We start from the raw sequence: 19,946 nt of genomic DNA on the forward strand, positions 1-19,946 counted from the left end.
AATTAATGCTAAGTCAAATAATCAGCATGCCCTATGATAGGGCATATTCTAAATCAGCTTGTAAATCACTGATATGCTCTATTCCTACTGAAAGTCGAATAAAGCCGTCTTCAATTCCTAACTCCTGACGTTTTTTAGGGGGAATAGAGGCGTGAGTCATAATCGCGGGATGTTCAATTAAACTTTCAACGCCGCCAAGGCTTTCTGCAAGAGTAAATAATTCGCATCGTGATAGAAATCGCTTGGCAGTCTCAAGACCTCCATCGATTACCATGGAAATCATTCCGCCAAAGCCATGCATTTGTTCTTGAGCTAATGCATGTTGTGGGTGGCTTTTTAATCCAGGATAAATAACTTTTTTCACTTGCGCCTTGGTACTTAGCCAATTAGCTAGTTCTTCGGCGTTTTCACAATGGCGTTGCATTCGGATAGATAGCGTTTTTAAACTTCTTAGTACTAGGAAACTATCAAATGGCCCGGCGACACCTCCACAGGAATTTTGTAAAAAACCGATCTTTTCTGCCAGAGAGGGATTATCACCCACTACAACGACACCACTGATCACATCTGAATGGCCATTTAGGTATTTTGTTGCAGAATGAATCACTATGTCGAATCCTACTTCTATTGGACGTTGAATCCATGGTGTAGCAAAAGTATTGTCAACAACGGTAATGAGCTTATGCTTTTTAGCGAGTGCCGCGATTTCACGTAAATTAGCTAGTTTTAACATGGGATTTGACGGAGTTTCTAACCAAATTAAGCGAGTTTTCGGGGTGATGGCAGCCTCAATATTGTTCAGATTAGACATATCGACAAAGGAAAAGGATAAATTGGAAGTACGGGTTTTTACTTTATCAAATAATCTAAAAGTCCCTCCATAGAGATCATCCATTGCTATTACATGATCGCCTGCATCTAATAAGTCAATTACTGTATTAATTGCGGCCATTCCTGAGGCAAAAGCAAAGCCTTTTTGTCCTGATTCTAAACTGGCAATACATGCCTCATAAGCGGATCGAGTGGGATTTTGAGTGCGAGAATATTCATAACCTAGATGCTCTCCTGGAGCTTTTTGTTTATAGGTAGAAGTAGCATAAATCGGAGTCATAACTGCTCCTGTACTAGGACATGGTTCTTGGCCTGCGTGAATTGCGCGAGTATCAAAATGACTTTTTTTCATTCTCTTCCATTCCTTTTTTGTGATTTAAGTACTGCAGCGGATAAACAATTGCATTATACTAGGCGCACTATTATACATTTAGTTTATTATGTTCTAAAGTTAAATAAAGGACAGCCGATAAATACTTAGTAAGATATTCTAGTGAGGGATGCATGCGTAGGCAAGAAATCGATTATGAAAAAGTTGCCTCTGCCGCAGAATTGATCAAAAAGAGGGGCAAAGACCCCTCTTTGACAGACATTGGAGAAGTGTTAGGAATCGTTGGAACACATCCCGAGTTATCTGTTTTGCTTGAGCAGTGGTATCATAATCAACCCGAATTTAAACGTACTCAAAATAGACCGTTGACTGATAATATTTCAATCAAAACGGATGAAATTGTTAAAAAGAATACCGAGCTGGAAAAGTCTCTATCTATATTGCGCGCTACTCTAGAATCAACTGCTGATGGAATTATGATGGTTAACGGCCAAGGAGCCGTTGTTGATTGGAATCAGAAATTTGTTGAAATGTGGCGTATTCCTTCTTATATGATGGAATCTGGAAAAGAAAGCATTAGTTTTGATTATATTTTAGAGCAATTAACCGATCCCCAATCATTGATTTCTGATGTGCAATACCTTTATCAAAATCCCGAATGGCAAGGTGAGTTACCTGAGCTAACTTTTAAAGACGGTCGTATTTATGAACGTTTTACTCAACCACAACGTGTCGGTAATCAAATAGTAGGACGAGTCTATAGTTTCCGTGATGTAACCCAAAAGCGTATGGCTTTAGACGAGCTGCGTATTCGTGAGCGAGCTATTGAAGCCAGTACCCATGGAATAGCAATCATTGATATTTCTAAAAATGAAAATAAAGTGATTTATGTTAATAAAGCTTTTGAAAGGACGACTGGTTATCCTGAAATGCAAGCTCTAGGAAAGAGCTTACATACTTTACAAGGAATAGATGTTGATGAAGTGAATAATAAGAGAATCCAACTGGCTATAAGAGAGCTACGAGAAGAAACCGTTGAGATGGAAAATATTCGCAGAAATGGCGAAGTATTTTGGTGCGAAATCAGCGTGGCTCCTGTAAAAGATCTTTTAGGCCATGTGAAACATTATGTATGTATTTTAAATGACATAACCCAACGTCGGGATATGGAAAATCAACTCATAATGCAGGCCACTTATGATTCTCTGACCAATCTACCCAATCGGGTCTTGTTAATGGACCGGGTGGAACAAGCTATTTTGCAAGCAAAAAAGAAAAATACAATATTAGCATTTTTATTTTTGGACTTAGATCGTTTTAAAATGACCAATGATACCTTAGGTCATAATATGGGTGATAAATTATTACAATTTATTGCTAATCGTTTGTTAATTGCTACTGATGATTTTGACACCGTAGCCCGATTAGGGGGAGATGAGTTTGTTATTTTGCTTTCTAATCTTGATGAGATGAAGCAAGCGGAAACCATGGCTCAAGATTTGTTACATGCAATAGCAAGACCGATCCAAATTGATCAGCATAGCCTAAAAATTACAGCTAGTCTTGGCATCAGTTTTTATCCGCGTGACGGACAAGATTATGAGTCCTTAATGAAAAGCGCTGATTTATCTATGTATCATGCAAAAGATAACGGACGAAATACCTATAGAGTTTTCGAACCTGAGATGAATCGAAGGGTTATCAATCATATGCAGTTGGATACCGCTTTAAGAGATGCGTTAAAAAATCATGAGTTGTATTTGGTATATCAGCCCTTAATTGATTTGAAGCGTTCTAAAGTAGTAGGGTTTGAAGCTTTATTACGTTGGAATAGTAAAAATTTAGGTATGGTAAGCCCAGTAAATTTTATTCCTATGGCTGAAGAAAACGGGTTGATTCTTGATATAGGGGAATGGGTACTAAGAGAAGCTTGTACACAGCTTAAAAGTTGGCAAAAGCAAGGGCTTAAAAATTTAAGTGTTGCGGTCAATATATCTGGACGCCAATTTCGTCAAACTAACCTACCTGATTTGGTGGCGGAAATTTTGAAAAGTACAGGTCTTCAGTCCAAGCATTTAGAGCTTGAGTTGACTGAGAGTTTGTTAATTGAGGACATTGAACACGTTGTTGAAACCATGTATGCATTAAAAGATATGGGTATTAAGTTAGTCATTGATGATTTTGGAACAGGGTATTCAAGCTTGTCTTACTTGAAGCAGTTTCCGGTAGATAAATTAAAAATTGATCGTTCTTTTATTAGTGAAATGGCTACGAACCAAAATGATGCGGCCATTGCTAAAGCCATTATTAATTTAGGGCATAGCCTGAATATAGAGGTACTGGCAGAAGGAATAGAAAACGAATTTCAGCGAGATTTTATTACTGCTCATGGCTGTGATTTTGCTCAAGGGTATTATTATAAAGCACCAGAAACCGCTGATAAAATTTATGAATTTATACGCGGCCTTCATGATGCAAAAATTAAGAATTAATGGCTAAGCTATTACCGTCTGAGTTCTCAAGAAAAATCTTTGAAGCAAATGTAGCCTTGATGTACCACAAGCGTAATCAAGGTCTTATTCTAATCTTGCCAATAGACTCAGGCACAAAACAATTCATCATTTATCTAATGAACTCATAAATCCGGTACAATTCTTGCAGGGCTTTAAATAAGTAATAACGTGTAATTGTTAGCGCATTGAAATGGCGTTACTTTATACAGTTGCACTATTTTATTTTTTGGTAAAAAACCAAGGGATATATATGGATAATAGTAAGTGTTTACGTAATGGAACATGATCGTAACTGTTCATGGCCTATAGTCTTGAATGTAGTAATGTGCCCCCTAAGCATCATGTGCTAAGGTCGAGGTTAAGTATTGTGCTCATCTAATGGGTTTTGTTGATGACAGGCATAGACTTTGAGCTATGGAGTAAACGGGGAATTGTAGGTTGGGTTTTGGCCCAACAAAGAATATGTTGATTTAAACAAGAGTCCTATTTTGGGTCAAGACCAAACTTACTTTAAAGTAAGGATTAGGGAGAAGACATAACGTACAAAGATCCTAATTTAAGGAGGAATAATGCAAAAAATTACTATTATTGGTGGCGGTTTAGCTGGAACTCTTTGCTCCTTATATTTGGCTAGACGTGGCTATGTGGTTGAGCTATTTGAGTCAAGAGCTGACATACGTAATAGTCCGGTTGATTATGGGCGCTCTATTAATTTGGCTCTTTCTTGCAGAGGAATTACCGGCTTACAAGCAATGAATTTAATGGATGAAGTCAATAAAATCATGGTTCCAATGCGTGCACGGGCAATACATCAACTTAATGGAGATGTGCAATATCAACCTTTTGGTCGACATCAAAATGAGTATATTAATGCTATTTCACGCACCGATCTCAATGCATTATTACTTAATAAAGCGGAACAATACGAAAATATTCATTTACATTTTGAAATGAAATTGCAACATATTGATTTTTTTAATAAAAAAATCCGGTTTCAAATTGAGGACGGAGAATCTATTGAACATACTTACCAACGATTAATAGGAGCTGATGGGGCTCATTCTTATTTGAGAGATGCCTTAAAAGAGGTTGGTCTAGTTGAGGCAACTCGAGATTTTTTATCTCATGGCTATAAAGAATTATCAATAAGTAAAAATCATACAGTAGGTATGGCTCGAGAACATCTCCATCTTTGGCCACGAGATTCTTTTATGTTGCTTGGTAACCCTAATCCTGACGATTCAATTACTGGTTCTTTATTTTTGTCTAATGAAGGGGATAATAGTTTTGCCACCTTAGATAATGAAGAGCGTTTAATCGCTTTCTTTAGTAAGGAGTTTCCTGACGCTTATAAGGTAATGCCTCAGTTGGTTCGAGAGTTTTTTGAAAATCCTACAGGTCATATGAGTACTATAAAATGTACCCCTTGGTATTATAAAGATGAATGTTTATTAATTGGGGATGCCGCGCACGGAATTATTCCCTTTTTTGGACAAGGAATGAATAGTGCCTTTGAGGATTGTCGTATTCTTGATGAGCTATTAAATCAATTTAAAGATGATTGGTCTAAAGTAATGCCCGTTTTCTATGGACAACGAAAGATCAACACTGATGCTGTAGCAAAAATGTCTATGGACAATTACCACGAAATCCATTCCGATATCCGAAGTCCTAAGTTTTTACTGCAAAAACAAATTGAACGTGAACTAATGCATCGTTATCCTGATCGTTATGCATCAAAACATGTATTAGTGATGTTTACTAATACTCCCTATGCTCAGGCTATGGCAGTAGGGGAGTTACAGGCGACATTTTTAAATGAAATTTGTCATTCCATAAATGAAGTAAGTGAGGTAAATTGGCTGGAAGTCGATAAATTAATGATTAATTATGACAAAAAATTGGCAAATATTTTTTAGGAAAAAATAATTTGTTCATTTTAAAGAATATTTTTTGGTCAAAAAATTGTCAGATGCATTAGAAACAGGGGCATTTTTTTGTCGCTACCTGGGGATTTATCGTGGGGAAAAGGAAAAAACAGTAATTTATAGGTCTTTATTTGATAAAAAAGGTAAAAAAGTTGGCACGTCAGCTGCAAGGATTAAATTGTCAATAAATATTTTCCTTGGAGTCAGTCATCATGAAAACTATTCAAACTTATATAGATTCAAAACAAAGCGAGTTTATGAGCCATCCTTTTTTTAGTTTATTAGAACAACTAAATAGCCTTGAAGAAATTAGCTATTTTGTTCCTGAACTAACTTTTTGGGCTATGACATTCCAAGATATACTCCGTATTAATGAAGAAAGAGTTAATGATCCTTATCTTAAGAAAGTTGCTCGTCACCATAGATTAGAAGATGCAGGTCATGAAAAATGGTTTTTGAGCGATAAAAAATACATGAGTCAATTTAGTCAAGATCCATCTTGTGGCCGAGATGATGTAGCTTGGCTATACTGTAAAGACTCTCAATTAATTCGGGATGCTGCCTACACAATAATGGCAGAAATGTATCAATTGGATGAAGAAATTTTAAATGTTGCTTTACTGTTAACGATAGAATCATCAGGACATGTGTTCTTTGAAAAGGTAGTCCAGCAAGTGAGGAAAACTGGGGAAGATAAAAATCTTAAATACTTCTCTAGTTCTCACTTAGAAGTAGAGTTGGCACACGCTCTATTCGAAGAAGAAATGGAACGAAATATCTTCGCAAGAAGACTACCAATCAATACACGTCGTGAAGGATTAAAAATGGTAGATAGATGTTATGCAGCATTCAATAAGATGCTAGATGGACTAGTTATTGCATGTACTAAACGATTAGAACAAGCTAAAGAAAGGAATCAACATGTCGTCACTCAACCAGTGGAATTCAGTAGTAATCAAGCAGCATAAAAAGGACACAGGGCAAGCGTTGTTCAGTGATGAACAAACGCTTGCTTTTTTTAGTCAAGATTTTGGTAAATTAATTCACTCTCCTCCATCGGCGGTATGCCTTCCTCAGCAGCTAAGCTCTCTACAATCACTAATTGCATTTGCTCATCAACATAGCCTACCGATAACGATTCGTGGCAATGGATTAAGCCAAGGCGGACAAGCATTGCCTTTGCCTGGTGGATTAACTTTATCCATGCGGAATTTTAACAAACCTTTGGATTTAGAAGAAAACACCATTTGGGTTGAAGCCAATACTACTTGGTCTGACTTACTTAACGTATCGTTACAACAACACAAAGCTCCATTTGTACTGCCTTATAATTGTAATTTATCGGTAGCGGGAGTACTGTCTGCTGGAGGTGTGGGATCCTCCTCATTTAAATATGGAGCAATTAATGCCCATGTAGCAGCCTTGGAAGTGATTGATGGATTAGGAAATAAACATATTGTTAAAAATGATTCACCGCTATTTCATGCCTGCTTGTCAGGCCAAGGACGTTTTGCTGTCATTACCAAAGCCTGTATCCAATTAAGGCCTGTACAAACTCAAGTAGCTACTTTTTTCTTGGTTTATTCGTCACAAGATCAATGGTTTGAGGATATAGAAAAAGTAAAAAGTAGGGCAGACTATATGGAGTTATTTTGCTCGCCATCAGTGCAGGGAGCAAAATTAAAAGAAGGCAAAAGAGTGCCTATAGCACAATGGCTTTATGGATTACATTTTTCTGTAGAGCATGAGCAGATTGCTCCTGCGTTAAATGATGTTATTAAGGGTTTAAAACCTTGGCAGATAATTCATTCACAAGAGGAAGATATTTTATCCTATTTCCTAAGGCATAACTCACGATTTGATGTAATGAAAATGCTGGGACAATGGGATTTATTTCATCCCTGGTATGAATGTTTTATAACCGCAACGGTTTTAAAGAAGTACCTCAATGATTTATTACACCAATTACCCATTCATTATGCCAATATTGTTCATGTAGTTCCTATGGCAAGAGAGAGTGGTGGATTTTTAATGTTTCCTGAGGGGGAGTCAGTCTATTCTTTTATGATTTTAAATCCTGGCATACCGGGTTTTCTTAAAGAGAGTTGTATGCAGGCAATACAAACTCTTGATGAATGTTTTATTTCCAGTGGAGGTAAGCGTTATTTATCAGGGTTTTTAGGTCAGAAATTATCTGCAAATTATTGGATCAACCATTTTGGTGAACAATATAACTCCTGGATAAATTTGAAAAAAGAATTCGATCCGAAAGGAATTTTTAGTTCTATGTTGCATCAATCCTAATACAATTAATTTTTTCTTACTTCTAGGTTGGCAACAAATTGTCTATAGCTGTTAGGGTAAGGAAGAAATATCCTTCTGAGGCTCTCTTCCTAACCTTCTCCTGCGATGGAGTCTAGGTATTTCTTAGATTCGTTCGGCCTGAGGAAGTGCGAGGCACTGTCTCGAAGGCTTTGATCAACTCTTCGAGACAGTGCTTTTTTAGGCAGCAGGAGCCGCTTTATTCGCTTTATTCTCTATGTAATCTTCAATTGTAGAAAGTTTTTCAGAACTGTCTGTAGCGAAGAAGGTGAATTTACCTTTGTTCACAGCGATGTTGACACCAGCCGCGATAGCATACCCTATACCTGCAGTGATTATCATAGCAAAAACATTTAGCAATATTCTTCCCCATCCTCTATGCTGATCTAGTACTTCCCTAGCCTCCTGCACATGTCTTTTACAATTATCTTTGAAGTTTTTGTAGCTCGCAGGACTGGGTTCTTTTGTGAAAAATTCATTTCCTTGGTCTTCTAAGGCGGCATAAAGCGCATTTGCAGCGCCATAAGCATCTTGTAACTTCTGATCTGTTGCAAAATCTGGTTCCTTTTGGAACTCATCCATTTTGTCCTTTAGCACATGAATAGCTTTATTGAATTCCTCATGATAATGATTAGGCTCAGTTGGCTTGCCAGCTTGCTCTTTTTCATTGCGATGAGGCTCTTCTTCTTCACGTTGTTTTTCTTGAGCTTTGCGCTGTTCATCAGCGAGTCGTTGTTTTTCTTGAGCTTTGCGTTGCTCATCAGCGAGTCGTTGTTTTTCTTCTTGAGCTTTGCGTTGCTCCTCAGCGAGTCGTTGTTTTTCTTCTTGAGCTTTGCGTTGCTCCTCAGCGAGTCGTTGTTTTTCTTGAGCTTTGCGTTGTTCATCAGCGAGTCGCTGTTTTTCTTCTTGAGCTTTGCGTTGTTCATCAGCGAGTCGTTGTTTTTCTTTTTGAGCTTTGTTCTCCTCTTCAGAGGGGCGTTGTTTTTCTTGAGTCTTGCGTTGCTCATCAGCGAGCCGTTGTTTTTCTTCTTGAGCTTTGCGTTGCTCATCAGCGAGTCGTTGTTTTTCTTCTTGAGTTTTGCGTTGTTCATCAGCGAGCCGTTGCTTTTCTTCTTGAGCTTTGCGTTGTTCATCAGCGAGTCGTTGTTTTTCTTCTTGAGCTTTGCGTTGCTCATCAGCGAGCCGTTGCTTTTCTTCTTGAGCTTTGCGTTGTTCATCAGCGAGTCGTTGTTTTTCTTCTTGAGCTTTGCGTTGTTCATCAGCGAGCCGTTGCTTTTCTTCTTGAGCTTTGCGTTGTTCATCAGCGAGCCGTTGTTTTTCTTCTTGAGCTTTGCGTTGCTCATCAGCGAGCCGTTGCTTTTCTTCTTGAGCTTTGCGTTGCTCATCAGCGAGCCGTTGCTTTTCTTCTTGAGCTTTGCGTTGTTCATCAGCGAGCCGTTGCTTTTCTTCTTGAGCTTTGCGTTGCTCAACAGCGAGCCGTTGCTTTTCTTCTTGAGCTTTCACACTTTGTTTTTCGTGTTGGATGCGCTGTTGTATTTCTTTTAGTTCTTTAATAACAGAAGGAGGTAACTCTTGTTTTTTTTCTACTATTTGAGCTATTTCGGCGCACACTGCAACTGGTGCCTTTTTGAGGTATTCCCAATTAATATGTTGGTGTGCCTCTGGATGATTTCTCATAGCGGTTAAAACGATGTTTTTATACAGCTCATAATCCTTTGGTTCCTGGGCCTTGTACATGTTTTCGTTGATAGAACGAAGTGCTAAACCATTGCTTTGCACCGAGTTATAAACTATTTGTTGATAGGCAGGAATGTGATCTTCAATATAATCACGATGAACGAAGCTAAGTGCTTCGCCGTTTTGCTTTACTGCAGCAGTACATATCTTCTCATAAATTTCCGCTTGATTTCTTAAGGGGGTTCCTGTAACAAACTGAAGTGCTAAACCATTTTGCTGTACTGCGTCATACGCTATACGGGCAAATAGCCCCACACCGTTTAAATATTGATAGTCTAAATTGGATACCTTCTCTAAAAGAAGACCATCGTGCTTCACTACAGTTTCAATTATAGCCGCACGGACTGCAACAGGGGCATTTTTGAGATATTCCCAATTAATATATTGGCGTGCCTCGGGATTGCTTTGCATCGCGCTTAGAACTAGCTCTTTATATAGTTGGTAATCCTCTGGTCTCTTGTATTCAAATATTCTGTCCCTGATATTTTTTAGTGACAAACCATGATGCCGTACTGCAATAAGAGCTATATTCTTATATTCTTTGAAATGGGCATCTGCATAATCGTGATGAACATAGAAAAGTGCTTCGCTGCTTTGTTGTACTGCTGCAATAGCGATCTTTTCATATTCTTCCGGATGATTGTTGACAAAAGCGCGATTAACCCACTGAATTGCTAAGGGATTTTGTTTTACTGCTTCAGAAAGGATAGGAATGTAGAGTCCTTTATGACTTAGTATGGCATAGACTTGCTGGGAAGAAGCATGTTGCAATGCCTGTGGATTTTGCTTTATTGCTGCCCGCAAAATTTCTACATAGTCTGCGGTATTGCTAATGATATAGCTATTCTCAATGGATTGAATTGCAAGCCCATCTTGTCCAACCATCTTGAGATATGTTTCTTTGAGTAATGCTTTTTTTTGCTGTGCTTCTTCCTGTTTATGAAATTGCACAAAGTGATTCACCTCATCTACTTTTTTCAGTAATAAATTAAATGGCGGTTGGTCCATCTGGCCTGGAGGACAGATAGCAGCAACGAATAGAGATGACTTAGCGTTAGCCGCTTTCAATTTATTACCTTCAACTTCTAGTACTTCTGCTCTTTCCTTCGTATATTGTTTTAAGCTACTTTCATATTCGCCTAAAAGAGGTGCGGTTTGTTCTGTTCTAAGTAGATAATAATGGCCTTCTAATACATTGAGTTTAGTTTCCATCTCTGGAGTGTCTTCATTTCCTGCAATTTCTTTTATCTTTGTTGCGCGATTGGTGGCATCATATATAGTAAGGGGTTGTTTCAATATTTCTATTACTGGTCCCAGGTCAGCGTAGGAAAGTTTGGTGCTTGGTTGTGCAATAAGTTGGCAATAGTTTTGGTATCCTTTGTCTTGCCAAAAATTTTTTAAAGCTTGAGTTACATTCCCTTGTGCATCAGTAAAATATTGTTCAAATCGCTTCTCGTGAGCAGTTAAAGCCCCTTCCTTTGGACGTGCACAAAAGTATTCTAGGAATTGTTCATTTGCCGCGTATAAAACACCTTCAGCACCGCTTAATAACTGATCTTTTTCCATGAATGCACGGAATTCTTTATAGTTTTTAAATTGCTCTATAGTCTCAGCTTCAAGAGAGTTAGCTATTGTAAGATTCTGAGCCATGGTTGTCGCGAACCATTCACGCATTAAGAAGCCAAGAACTAATGTTTTTTCAAAAATAAAGTTTGGGGAAACAGGGGGACGCTCAGGGGATTGTCGTTGGGCATATTCTGCAAATATTGATAAAGAATCGATATCAGGAAACCGTTTTTGCAATTCCGCTGCCGGACCTTTGTCACCTAGTATGGATTTAAAAGTAAATAAATCCTCTGGCAAATCTAAGTCATTGGCAAAAAGATGAAGTAAATAGGTATGAAAGAAACAGTTATCAAATGCACCAGATACATTTAACGCTTGATCAAAGCGGACATTAAAGTTTGCCATTAGATAGATGCCTCAATTAAGATTAGGATAAAATTATTTACATTATAGCTTGTTAAAATTAAGAATACGTTAAGTAAACGTTAAGCAAAGATAATAAATTCTGTACAGGACAACATTTTTTGCCGTCTTTACGCATGAAGCGAAGCAATCTAGTGCAAATCTTTGTTTTTAGCTCAAACCAGATTGATTCCCTAAGACTTATAACGAGGACACCTTCAGTTTTTGTTCTGAGAGGGTAATAGAGAGTTTTTTTGTGCGGGATAAAAATGCCAACTAATCCAGAGACATTAACATGAGGATGAAGTTCTATGTATTTTCATATTTTATGTATAATCTTTCAAAAACTCCATAACAGTGTAGATGCCTTTAGTTGGGTAGGTATTTTTTAGCTTAAAGCCTGTAGACTCGATTAATTCACGCCAATCATCCAGCTTTCGTTGTCTGCCGCCCAGCAATACCATCATCACTATATCCATAGTTTTATTCGTATGAGGTAAATCATGTTCTGGAATAACCTGCTCGGCAATAATTAAGGAAGAATGCTGAGACATATGTTGGTAACAATCGATAAGAACTCTTACTATTTTTTCATCATCAAAATCATGCAATATTCCTTTAAAAAGATAGGATTCGGTTTTAGGAAGGGATAACCAATAATCATCTGAAGGATATTTGTTAATGTGTTCAACGAGGTTAAATAAATGAATAGAGATGGAGGGGCATTGTTCTTTAATTGCCTGCGATAATTCTTTATGTCCCGCCCCAATATCGGTAAGGGTTTTGAATTGGTCAAAATTATATCCTTGGGTAATCGCCTTATCATCAAGAGCAGATAATTTGCTAATTCCTTTTTGAAATCGTATTTTCTTTTCTGGATTCTGATTGAGAAAATCAAAGAACTCCAAACCATGTTGTACTTTGAATGCAGTTTCTCCTGTTTTAAGCGTTGTTTCCAATTGGGCAAATGCTTGCCACCATGATTCATCAACCATACTTAATATATCTTGCATTGAATTAGGATGATCCTGCCTTAACGGGGCGGATAATGAGGTTAGGGCATAAGAATTTCCTTCTTTGATAAAAAGACCATAAGCAGACAGAAAGGTTAGTATCCTATCTAACAACTCTGGAACGGTTGACGTTAAATGAGCCAATTCATGGACATCTATCGGGCGATCTGACATGTAGTCGGCAATACCTAAATGAGCAATAGCATGAATAGCCCTTGAAATTACATAATCACGGGACATGATCGCTAATTGGATATGGGGCTGAATTGGTTCTTTATTCATGAGTAATCCTTAGCAAATGATTTTAAATCCATTTCGTGTTAGGTTTATACCTTGTTAGATATTATGTGTTAGGATGAGTATCTATTAATTTGTAGCATAATTGTAGCCTGGTTGCTTGTAACCAGGCTACATGAATTCAAGCTGACGACATTCGGTGAGTTTAAGATACTCCTTGTATGCCGGGCTCACATTAGGTTAATAAGGGTTTTTAGTACATGAAATTTGATATTCATTATTTGGTTTCATCTAAATATGCAAAATGGATAGTTATTGGTTTTATTTCCCTTTTTTCTTTATTGATTGTTTTCGAATATAGTAAGCTTGTCTTTCCTGTTGGGGTTACTTCTATTGCTCCTGGGGCGAATACACTTTCTGGAAATAAAACAAAAGAAGATACCTCTAATTATATTTTGAACTCATCTCTTTTCGGGGTTTATGTCCCTAATGACCTTAATGAGGGAAATGTGAAAAAATCTATGCTTAATGTTACTTTAGTGGGAATTTTACTAGGCGATGTATCTAAAGAGTCACAAGTTATCATTCGTGCTTCTGGAGGCGAAGAAAATACTTATAGAATAGGGGATAAAATCCCCGGTGGAGCTGTAATTAAACGCATTATGGCTCATGGAATTTTGGTTGAACGAAATGGTGCGCTAGAAAGTTTAAGTTTACCTAAAAATGATTTAATCTTTGAACCTGCGGCAGAGCCTTTAAAAGAGGAATAAAGAGAGCATGAAGCGTCGTATATTTAGTTTAATAACAATCATTATTTTTATTCCCATGTTGTTTGCCTGTGCTACAGGGGCACTAAGCTTACACCAAGGTATAGAAAGCTTTAGATTACAAGATTACAGAAGTGCGTTTATTCGTTTGAAGCCTCTAGCGGAAAAGGGACAGCGAGATGCTCAATATGCTGTTGGTTATATGTATTACTATGGGCAGGGAGTGGTAGAAGATAGGGATAAAGCTTGGTTTTGGATTCACATGGCCGCAAGACTAGGCCAACCTGATGCCATGGACGCGGTTAAAATTTTAGGGAAGGCCCCTCCGGTTAGATAATAGGTTGAGCCCAAGGGCCAGCCTATGTTAATTATGAGCTTTAATCACTAAAGAAATAACATAACTACAATAAACTATAAGTAATATACCCCCATGCCAGAATGAGAGCTTCTTTTTATACTGATAATTTAAGAAAATTAGCAATATTGTTAAAGAAATCATTACAGGAATGTCTCGCCACAATACGGTAGTACTTATTTTTGCCGGGATTATGATAGTGGGAAATGCCAGAATTAATAAAAGACTATAAATATTGGAGCCTAGGATGGTTCCAGCAGCGATGTCTTCTTCTGCCTTAAGAGCAGCTGTGATCGCAGTAATCAAACTGGGTAGTGTGGCACTCATAGCAATGATAGTACACCCTGTGATGTATTCATTCATCCCCACTTTTTTAGCTAGCTCTGCAATACTAAGAATTAAATATTTATTGCTTATAGGAATTATGAGCAGTCCTAAAATAAGGCTGAGACTATTTAATTTTAAAGATCGACTGGAAATAACAGCAGATTTAAAGTTATTTAAAAAATGATCTTGAGGGTGATTACGACTTGATAAATAAATAAATAAAATAATGAGGGCAACACAAGCAATTAGAAACAAACAACCATCTATTTTGCCTAAAAAACCATCAAGAATAAGGCTATAAACAAAAAGCATGGTGATAATGATTATAGGGTACGTTTTTTTTAGGGCATTGTAATTAAGACTTGCCGGTTTGAGCAGAATTGAGATACCTAAGATCAACCCAATATTGGCAATATTCGCCCCTATAGCATTTCCTATAATAAAATGATTTCTATTTTTTAAATAGGATAGGGTGAATATTATTAACTCAGGGATAGTAGTACCTAGGGCAATAATTGTTAAACCAATAGTAAATGGCGAAAGATGAAGACGCGCAACCAAACCCGAAGCACCAGTAACTATATGGTTCGCGGCCCATAATAGAGCAATAAAGCTCAGGATTAAGATTACGATACTATTCATAGAGTAGCTCAATATAGGTTATAAAAAGATAATCTTAGAAAAAAGTTTATTCCTACATGTGATTTAAGGATTAAATTGCTCTTTCTAGGATAATAATACGGGAATGATTTCTAATATATAGGCAAGATAAATTAAAAGCTATCCCAACTACAGCTTAGACAATATCAAACTCGTAGGTTTAGCAAGGCCTAAAGAAGTTAACTGTTCTTTGGTGAACCATTGCCCTTTAGATTCCTTGATCTGCTTGCCTAATATTCTAATCTTTATACTAAGCGCATTGATTTCAAGATGAAAATGGCTAAATCGATGTTTAAAAGCAATGATTGGTTCGGGTGTTTCACCTTTAAAATCATATTCGCGTTGAATAAAATCAATAGGGCAATCTTCTTTATCAATACTAGGAAAACACCATAATCCCCCCCATAAGCCCGAAGGTGGTCTCTTTTCAAGATAAATTAGTCCTTGATCGCTATTGAGCACTAAGAACTGTTGCTGTTGAACGGGGACTGTTTTTTTTATTTTTCTTTCAGGGTATAGGTGCTGTTCTTTATTTTTAAAAGCTTGACAGCTATCTTGTAACGGACAGGAGATGCAATTGGGATTTTTAGTTGTACAGCAGGTAGCTCCCAGATCCATAATGGCTTGCGTATAATCAGCGCAACGGTATTCTGGCATGCATGAATAAGCTAGTTCCCAAAGAGTTTTTTTGACTTGAGCTTGCTCAGGCCATCCTTTTACGAGAAAAAAACGAGATAATACCCTTTTTACATTACCATCCAAAATTGCCTCGGGCTTATTAAAAGCTTGAGATAAAATAGCCGCTGCTGTTGATTGACCTATTCCGGGTAATTCAATTAGCGATTTTAGGTCTGTAGGAAAGGAACTTTGGTAGTGTTCTTTTATAATCTTGGCGCAGTGATGCAGATTTCTGGCTCTACTGTAATAGCCTAGTCCAGACCAGAGAGCTAGTACATCGTCTTCTTTAGCCTCAGCTAAATCATTTAGCGTAGGAAACTGTTGCATAAAACGAGCGAAATAAGGAATAACCGTTTGTACTTGGGTTTGTTGCAACATAATCTCTGAAACCCAAACCTGATAAGGGCTGCGAGGAAATTGCCAGGGTAAATCCTTGCGTCCATGTACATCGAACCAAGCTAATAGCGGGGCACTAAACTGTTCTAATAACTGTTTATCTGTCAATGGAATAACCCTTTTAGTCTATTTCTAATTTCATTTACAGGTTTCTCTACATTAGTTTTAATCAATAGACCCAATAGTGGAGTAATTTGCTTAAAGTCTGGCAAAATCTTAGGTTGTTCTAAAGTACCAGATATTATCAGAGGAAGGTATCCGCCTAATGCTTGTTGAATTTTTTGCATGAGGGGATCATTATTGGTATTGTTTACACTAGCTTGAAGCTTAGAGCTCAATTCCTCAGTAGACAAATTTAACGAGCCTTGACCTTTTACTTGTAATTTATCGGTTTGCAATAAAATAGAATCACTGGACAATATTCCATTATTAAATTGGTATTGCATGCTTGCCAATTTAAATGTTGTATTCCCGTGAGTGAATTTGCTGCTATCCCAATCAGTCAGTTGTTGCTGAATTTTACCAAGATCAAATGACTTATCAGGAACTAAATTAGCCAATTTTTCTTTGAGACTGTTGAGCAGCTGCTCCAAGTTGATGTTATAAATTTCTCCGTTTTTAATAGCAAGACTTCCTTTTCCGGAGATATTGGTAATACTTGTTTTTTCGACAGGGATGGTTGCGTGAATGGAGTAATCAAGAGCACCACTAAGTATGTCGTGACCAAATAAGACAGCCATAATTTGTTTCCCATTTAAATTAGTTGCTGTCTGATTTAACGAAAGTTGTTGTGTTGCATAAGAGTAATCCATAGTGCCTATAGACTCACCATCATAAAGAGATAAAGTGAAGGGATTAAACTGAATACTTTGTTTATTAGTTTTAATAGTGGCACTAACTTTTTTAATAACAAATTGATTTAAGGAAACATTTTGTAGAAGTAGTTGTCCCTCTGATGTCGATTGATTAATTCCATTGGGGAATTGGCTCAATATGGCTGGTGTTAGGCTTAGTCGGCCTTTAAAATTGATGGTTGCTGTTATCAAAGGATTTGCAGCGAACTCACTAAGCTTTGCTTTGATTTGCAATGTAAAAGGGGAATTTTGTAAATTAAATTGATCCATACCGATTTGTAAATTTTTAAATACGGTAGCATGATTATTTTTATGAATAGTAATTTGACCACGACTGACTAATAAACGTTCAATAGCAAATTGTTCCCCGTAGTTAGTTGGGTTACTCTTACTAGAAGCGGAATTGTCTGGGGATTTAGATGTTTGAGCTGCATCGAGATTCACTGAGGTTGTTAGTCCATCAATACTCACCTCACTGAAAACATATTTTCCCCTTAATAAAGGAGTGATTTTCAAGTTTAAGAGCATAGTATCTATTGATAATGAGTATTCTTCATTTAACTGCTCATCACCGATTATAATCTTATTAAATTTAAGTCCAGGCCTAGGAAATAATTGCCAAGAAATGGCCCCATCTACATGACTTTTTTTGTGGGTAAGGATGGTAATTTGGTTGTTAACTAATTTTTTTACCGTTTCAGGATTAATATTTTTTGCGAGTATCCATAGAGTTATTGAGGTAATGAATAATAGGGCGACTATAGTCAGTGCCAGTTTTCCTAACAGTTTCATAAGATAGAATCTTGAGATAAAAAAGGAAGCATATAGATAAAGGATTTTCTGTCAAGATATACCTAGAGCAATTATACGTATTCTCCTGGGGAGTAGTCATAAATTGTTGAACCAATGAAGTTGCTCATATTTTAATTATGTAGAAAAACTAAAAACATTGCATTTCTATTGAAACTATTATATTGGCCAACTAGACTGGATATGTAGGTATGGTTTTATTTTATTTTTACAGTAGCATTTCGAAAGAAGTCTAGTTTAAGCATGAATAAATATATGATGTTGTTTTCCTTTTTAGGATTTGGTGTGTAAATACACTTTTAAAGGAACTCAGGATGAGTTGTTTAACAAGGAGATCGTCATATGCATCAAGGGCCATCCGAGATAGTGGTATTAAGACCCACTACCGTCTTTTTAGCGTTTCTTGCCTCTCAGTTACCTGAAAAAAATTTACCTAGTTTTAATTCGTTGCAAACAGATTGTACGGCATACGTTATTAAAAAGTATGAGTCAATTGAGGCAACGGTTGACGAAATAGAAAAAAATTTTTCACCCATGTTTCGTCATGAGATCTGTCGATGGCTGGGGGATGATGCACGTAACGAAATAGAAAACAGCTTTTTAGATTTTCTGTGCTGTTTTAGATTCGAATTACATTCGCATATCATTTTAATGGAACCCTCTATAGAAGACGGCAAGCAATTACTCGTAATTAAACCTCGTTCCTTATTACTAAAATGGATAAAAGATCAGGCAGAGCAGGAAGAAGGGGTAGAAGATATAGCACAGGAAATAACCCTTTCTCATATAATGGAAAATGCGACGGTACTAGTAAAAAATTTTCCCAACATAAAAGAAATAAAAACCTTTGTAAAACAATATTATAAGCCCATTTTTGAAACAGCCATGAGTCGCATGTCAAACCAAACGAGTAGCTGGCCTACAGTTAATTCATTTCAATCATTTAGCCAGTATTTTGCTATTGAAATACATACTCAATTAATTCAGCTGTATTGATAAGGAGCTTACTATGGATCCACTAAGTATAGCGCTTATTTGTGCCGCTTCATTTGGAGCAATAGTGACTATAGCTGCATTCATTAGAATGATGATGTTGAGTAGAGATAAAAATGCTAATGATGAAGCACAAAGAAAAGCACTAACTCAAGAGGCAGCTGAGCTAGAAAAAATGCGCGAGCAAATGCAAAGCAATAAACGCTTTGACTCGCATTATAAAGTGCTGGGAGCCAACAAAGATGCCATTATGTATCTAGACACTAAAATAGAGGATATTCTGCATAAAAAAGCACAATTAGTAGAGCGTTATGCGCAAATTTCTATTAAAGAGTCGGAGGCGATAGTAGATGGTTCTCCTTCTAGTCAACGTAAGGCAGCTTGCGATCGATTAAAATTAGAAATCGATGAGGAAATTAAATTTTATGATAATGAGTTGCAGCAGTTGCAACAAAGAAGAACCTCTTTATGGGATACAAGCGATGATTTACAGGAGTATTTGTTACAACAAGAAAAATCGCGGAATGCCAGTTTAGATTTTATTTACAAACAACATTCTGGTCTTTTAGAGAAGGTTTATCTCCGTCATATTGATAATAGCGAACATGTTGCGAAACAAAGTATTGAGGCTGGAACATCTACTTTTAAGAGTATGATTTGGGCACCAATACAGTTTTTATTGCAGTATTTTAATATTTCTACTGGTATTGGTTACGATAAAACACAAATGGAAAAGGACGCTAGAGATGAGGTAGAAAAAATGGAGGACGAAATCAATGATCCTCCAGCTGAACCTCCCAAAAAAGATGATGAAATTATAGATATCGATGAGTCTGATAAAAGTCCTGAAGAATCTAAAGAAGAAGATAATGATGATTCTGATACTGAAAGTGATTCAAAGTTATTGATTGCCTAAAAATTATTCTTTTGGTTAATTGATGACATATATGGCAATCTATATTACACTGCGCTGCCCACAATATTCTAAAGTCATGTGGGCATTTTTTAAAAGTCTGTTTTTCTTTTTTTAGAAGGAATTGCAAAAAATTGATGACTTTAAACTGACTTACAAAAAATGACGTCTTTTTAGCATGGCGCATTTTACGTATGTTCTGTTTAATCCAGTAGCTGTAATAGGGAGTAATAATCGTAGTCTATATAAATGTGATGAGGAAAATTCAGATTTATAATTGATTCCTGTATTTGAAGAGGTAATTAATGTTTGA

General features: G+C 36.9%; 14 protein-coding genes. 8 read left to right on the forward strand and 6 right to left on the reverse strand.

From position 1 onward, the window contains the following. Nucleotides 1-31: 31 nt before the first annotated feature. Nucleotides 32-1,183: a trans-sulfuration enzyme family protein gene (locus tag LFA_RS04255; protein WP_045095066.1), complete on the reverse strand. Its 1,152-nt coding sequence runs from the start codon at nucleotides 1,181-1,183 to the stop codon at nucleotides 32-34. Nucleotides 1,184-1,335: 152 nt separating this feature from the next. Between LFA_RS04255 and LFA_RS04260 the strand changes: the two genes are divergently transcribed. From LFA_RS04260 to LFA_RS04275, 4 genes are all read left to right on the forward strand, one after another. Beyond that, complete coding sequence (locus LFA_RS04260) at nucleotides 1,336-3,654, forward strand: EAL domain-containing protein (RefSeq protein ID WP_045095067.1); 2,319 nt, start codon at nucleotides 1,336-1,338, stop codon at nucleotides 3,652-3,654. Nucleotides 3,655-4,244: 590 nt separating this feature from the next. Further along, nucleotides 4,245-5,594 (forward strand): FAD-dependent oxidoreductase, encoded by a 1,350-nt coding sequence (locus tag LFA_RS04265; RefSeq protein WP_045095068.1) that lies wholly within the window; start codon nucleotides 4,245-4,247, stop codon nucleotides 5,592-5,594. Nucleotides 5,595-5,815: 221 nt separating this feature from the next. Then, a complete protein-coding gene (locus LFA_RS04270; protein ID WP_045095069.1) occupies nucleotides 5,816-6,571 on the forward strand; it encodes a hypothetical protein in 756 nt (251 codons plus the stop codon). Beyond that, nucleotides 6,525-7,907 (forward strand): FAD-binding oxidoreductase, encoded by a 1,383-nt coding sequence (locus tag LFA_RS04275; protein ID WP_045095070.1) that lies wholly within the window; start codon nucleotides 6,525-6,527, stop codon nucleotides 7,905-7,907. Before LFA_RS04270 ends, LFA_RS04275 begins: the two co-directional genes overlap by 47 nt. A 198-nt stretch (nucleotides 7,908-8,105) precedes the next feature. On the opposite strand, the gene ceg23 is transcribed toward LFA_RS04275, so the two are convergent. Continuing rightward, nucleotides 8,106-11,633, reverse strand: a complete 3,528-nt coding sequence (gene ceg23 / locus LFA_RS19750; RefSeq protein ID WP_052673852.1) for a Dot/Icm T4SS effector Ceg23 — start codon at nucleotides 11,631-11,633, stop codon at nucleotides 8,106-8,108. A gap of 323 nt (nucleotides 11,634-11,956) precedes the next feature. Continuing rightward, nucleotides 11,957-12,925: a methyltransferase gene (locus tag LFA_RS04285; RefSeq protein WP_045095071.1), complete on the reverse strand. Its 969-nt coding sequence runs from the start codon at nucleotides 12,923-12,925 to the stop codon at nucleotides 11,957-11,959. 215 nt (nucleotides 12,926-13,140) lie between these two features. On the opposite strand from LFA_RS04285, the gene LFA_RS04290 reads away from it, so the two are divergent. Together LFA_RS04290 and LFA_RS04295 are read left to right on the forward strand one after the other, a co-directional pair. Next, the gene (locus tag LFA_RS04290; protein WP_045095072.1) at nucleotides 13,141-13,650 is read left to right on the forward strand and encodes a type II secretion system protein N; all 510 of its coding nucleotides are present in this window, start codon (nucleotides 13,141-13,143) and stop codon (nucleotides 13,648-13,650) included. A 7-nt stretch (nucleotides 13,651-13,657) separates the two neighbouring features. After that, a complete protein-coding gene (locus LFA_RS04295) occupies nucleotides 13,658-13,984 on the forward strand; it encodes a tetratricopeptide repeat protein (RefSeq protein ID WP_045095073.1) in 327 nt (108 codons plus the stop codon). Between the two features lie 27 nt (nucleotides 13,985-14,011). Here LFA_RS04295 and LFA_RS04300 read toward each other — a convergent pair whose 3' ends face one another. The 3 genes from LFA_RS04300 to LFA_RS04310 all read right to left on the reverse strand — a co-directional run bounded on the left by LFA_RS04300 (nucleotide 14,012) and on the right by LFA_RS04310 (nucleotide 17,709). Continuing rightward, on the reverse strand, nucleotides 14,012-14,971 hold the full coding sequence (locus LFA_RS04300) for a sodium:calcium antiporter (protein ID WP_045095074.1): 960 nt from the start codon (nucleotides 14,969-14,971) through the stop codon (nucleotides 14,012-14,014). Between the two features lie 147 nt (nucleotides 14,972-15,118). Beyond that, nucleotides 15,119-16,171: an A/G-specific adenine glycosylase gene (gene mutY / locus LFA_RS04305; RefSeq protein ID WP_045095075.1), complete on the reverse strand. Its 1,053-nt coding sequence runs from the start codon at nucleotides 16,169-16,171 to the stop codon at nucleotides 15,119-15,121. Continuing rightward, entirely contained in the window at nucleotides 16,168-17,709 is a 1,542-nt protein-coding gene (locus tag LFA_RS04310; protein ID WP_045095076.1) for an AsmA family protein, read from the reverse strand. The genes mutY and LFA_RS04310 overlap by 4 nt, the downstream gene beginning before the upstream one ends. Nucleotides 17,710-18,069: 360 nt before the next feature. On the opposite strand from LFA_RS04310, the gene LFA_RS04315 reads away from it, so the two are divergent. Both LFA_RS04315 and LFA_RS04320 read left to right on the forward strand, forming a co-directional pair. Next, nucleotides 18,070-18,723: a hypothetical protein gene (locus LFA_RS04315; RefSeq protein ID WP_045095077.1), complete on the forward strand. Its 654-nt coding sequence runs from the start codon at nucleotides 18,070-18,072 to the stop codon at nucleotides 18,721-18,723. 13 nt (nucleotides 18,724-18,736) lie between these two features. Beyond that, entirely contained in the window at nucleotides 18,737-19,636 is a 900-nt protein-coding gene (locus LFA_RS04320; RefSeq protein WP_045095078.1) for a LapA family protein, read from the forward strand. Nucleotides 19,637-19,946: the final 310 nt, after the last annotated feature.

Source organism: Legionella fallonii LLAP-10, from assembly GCF_000953135.1.
In the GTDB taxonomy this organism is placed as follows: Bacteria; Pseudomonadota; Gammaproteobacteria; order Legionellales; family Legionellaceae; genus Legionella; species Legionella fallonii.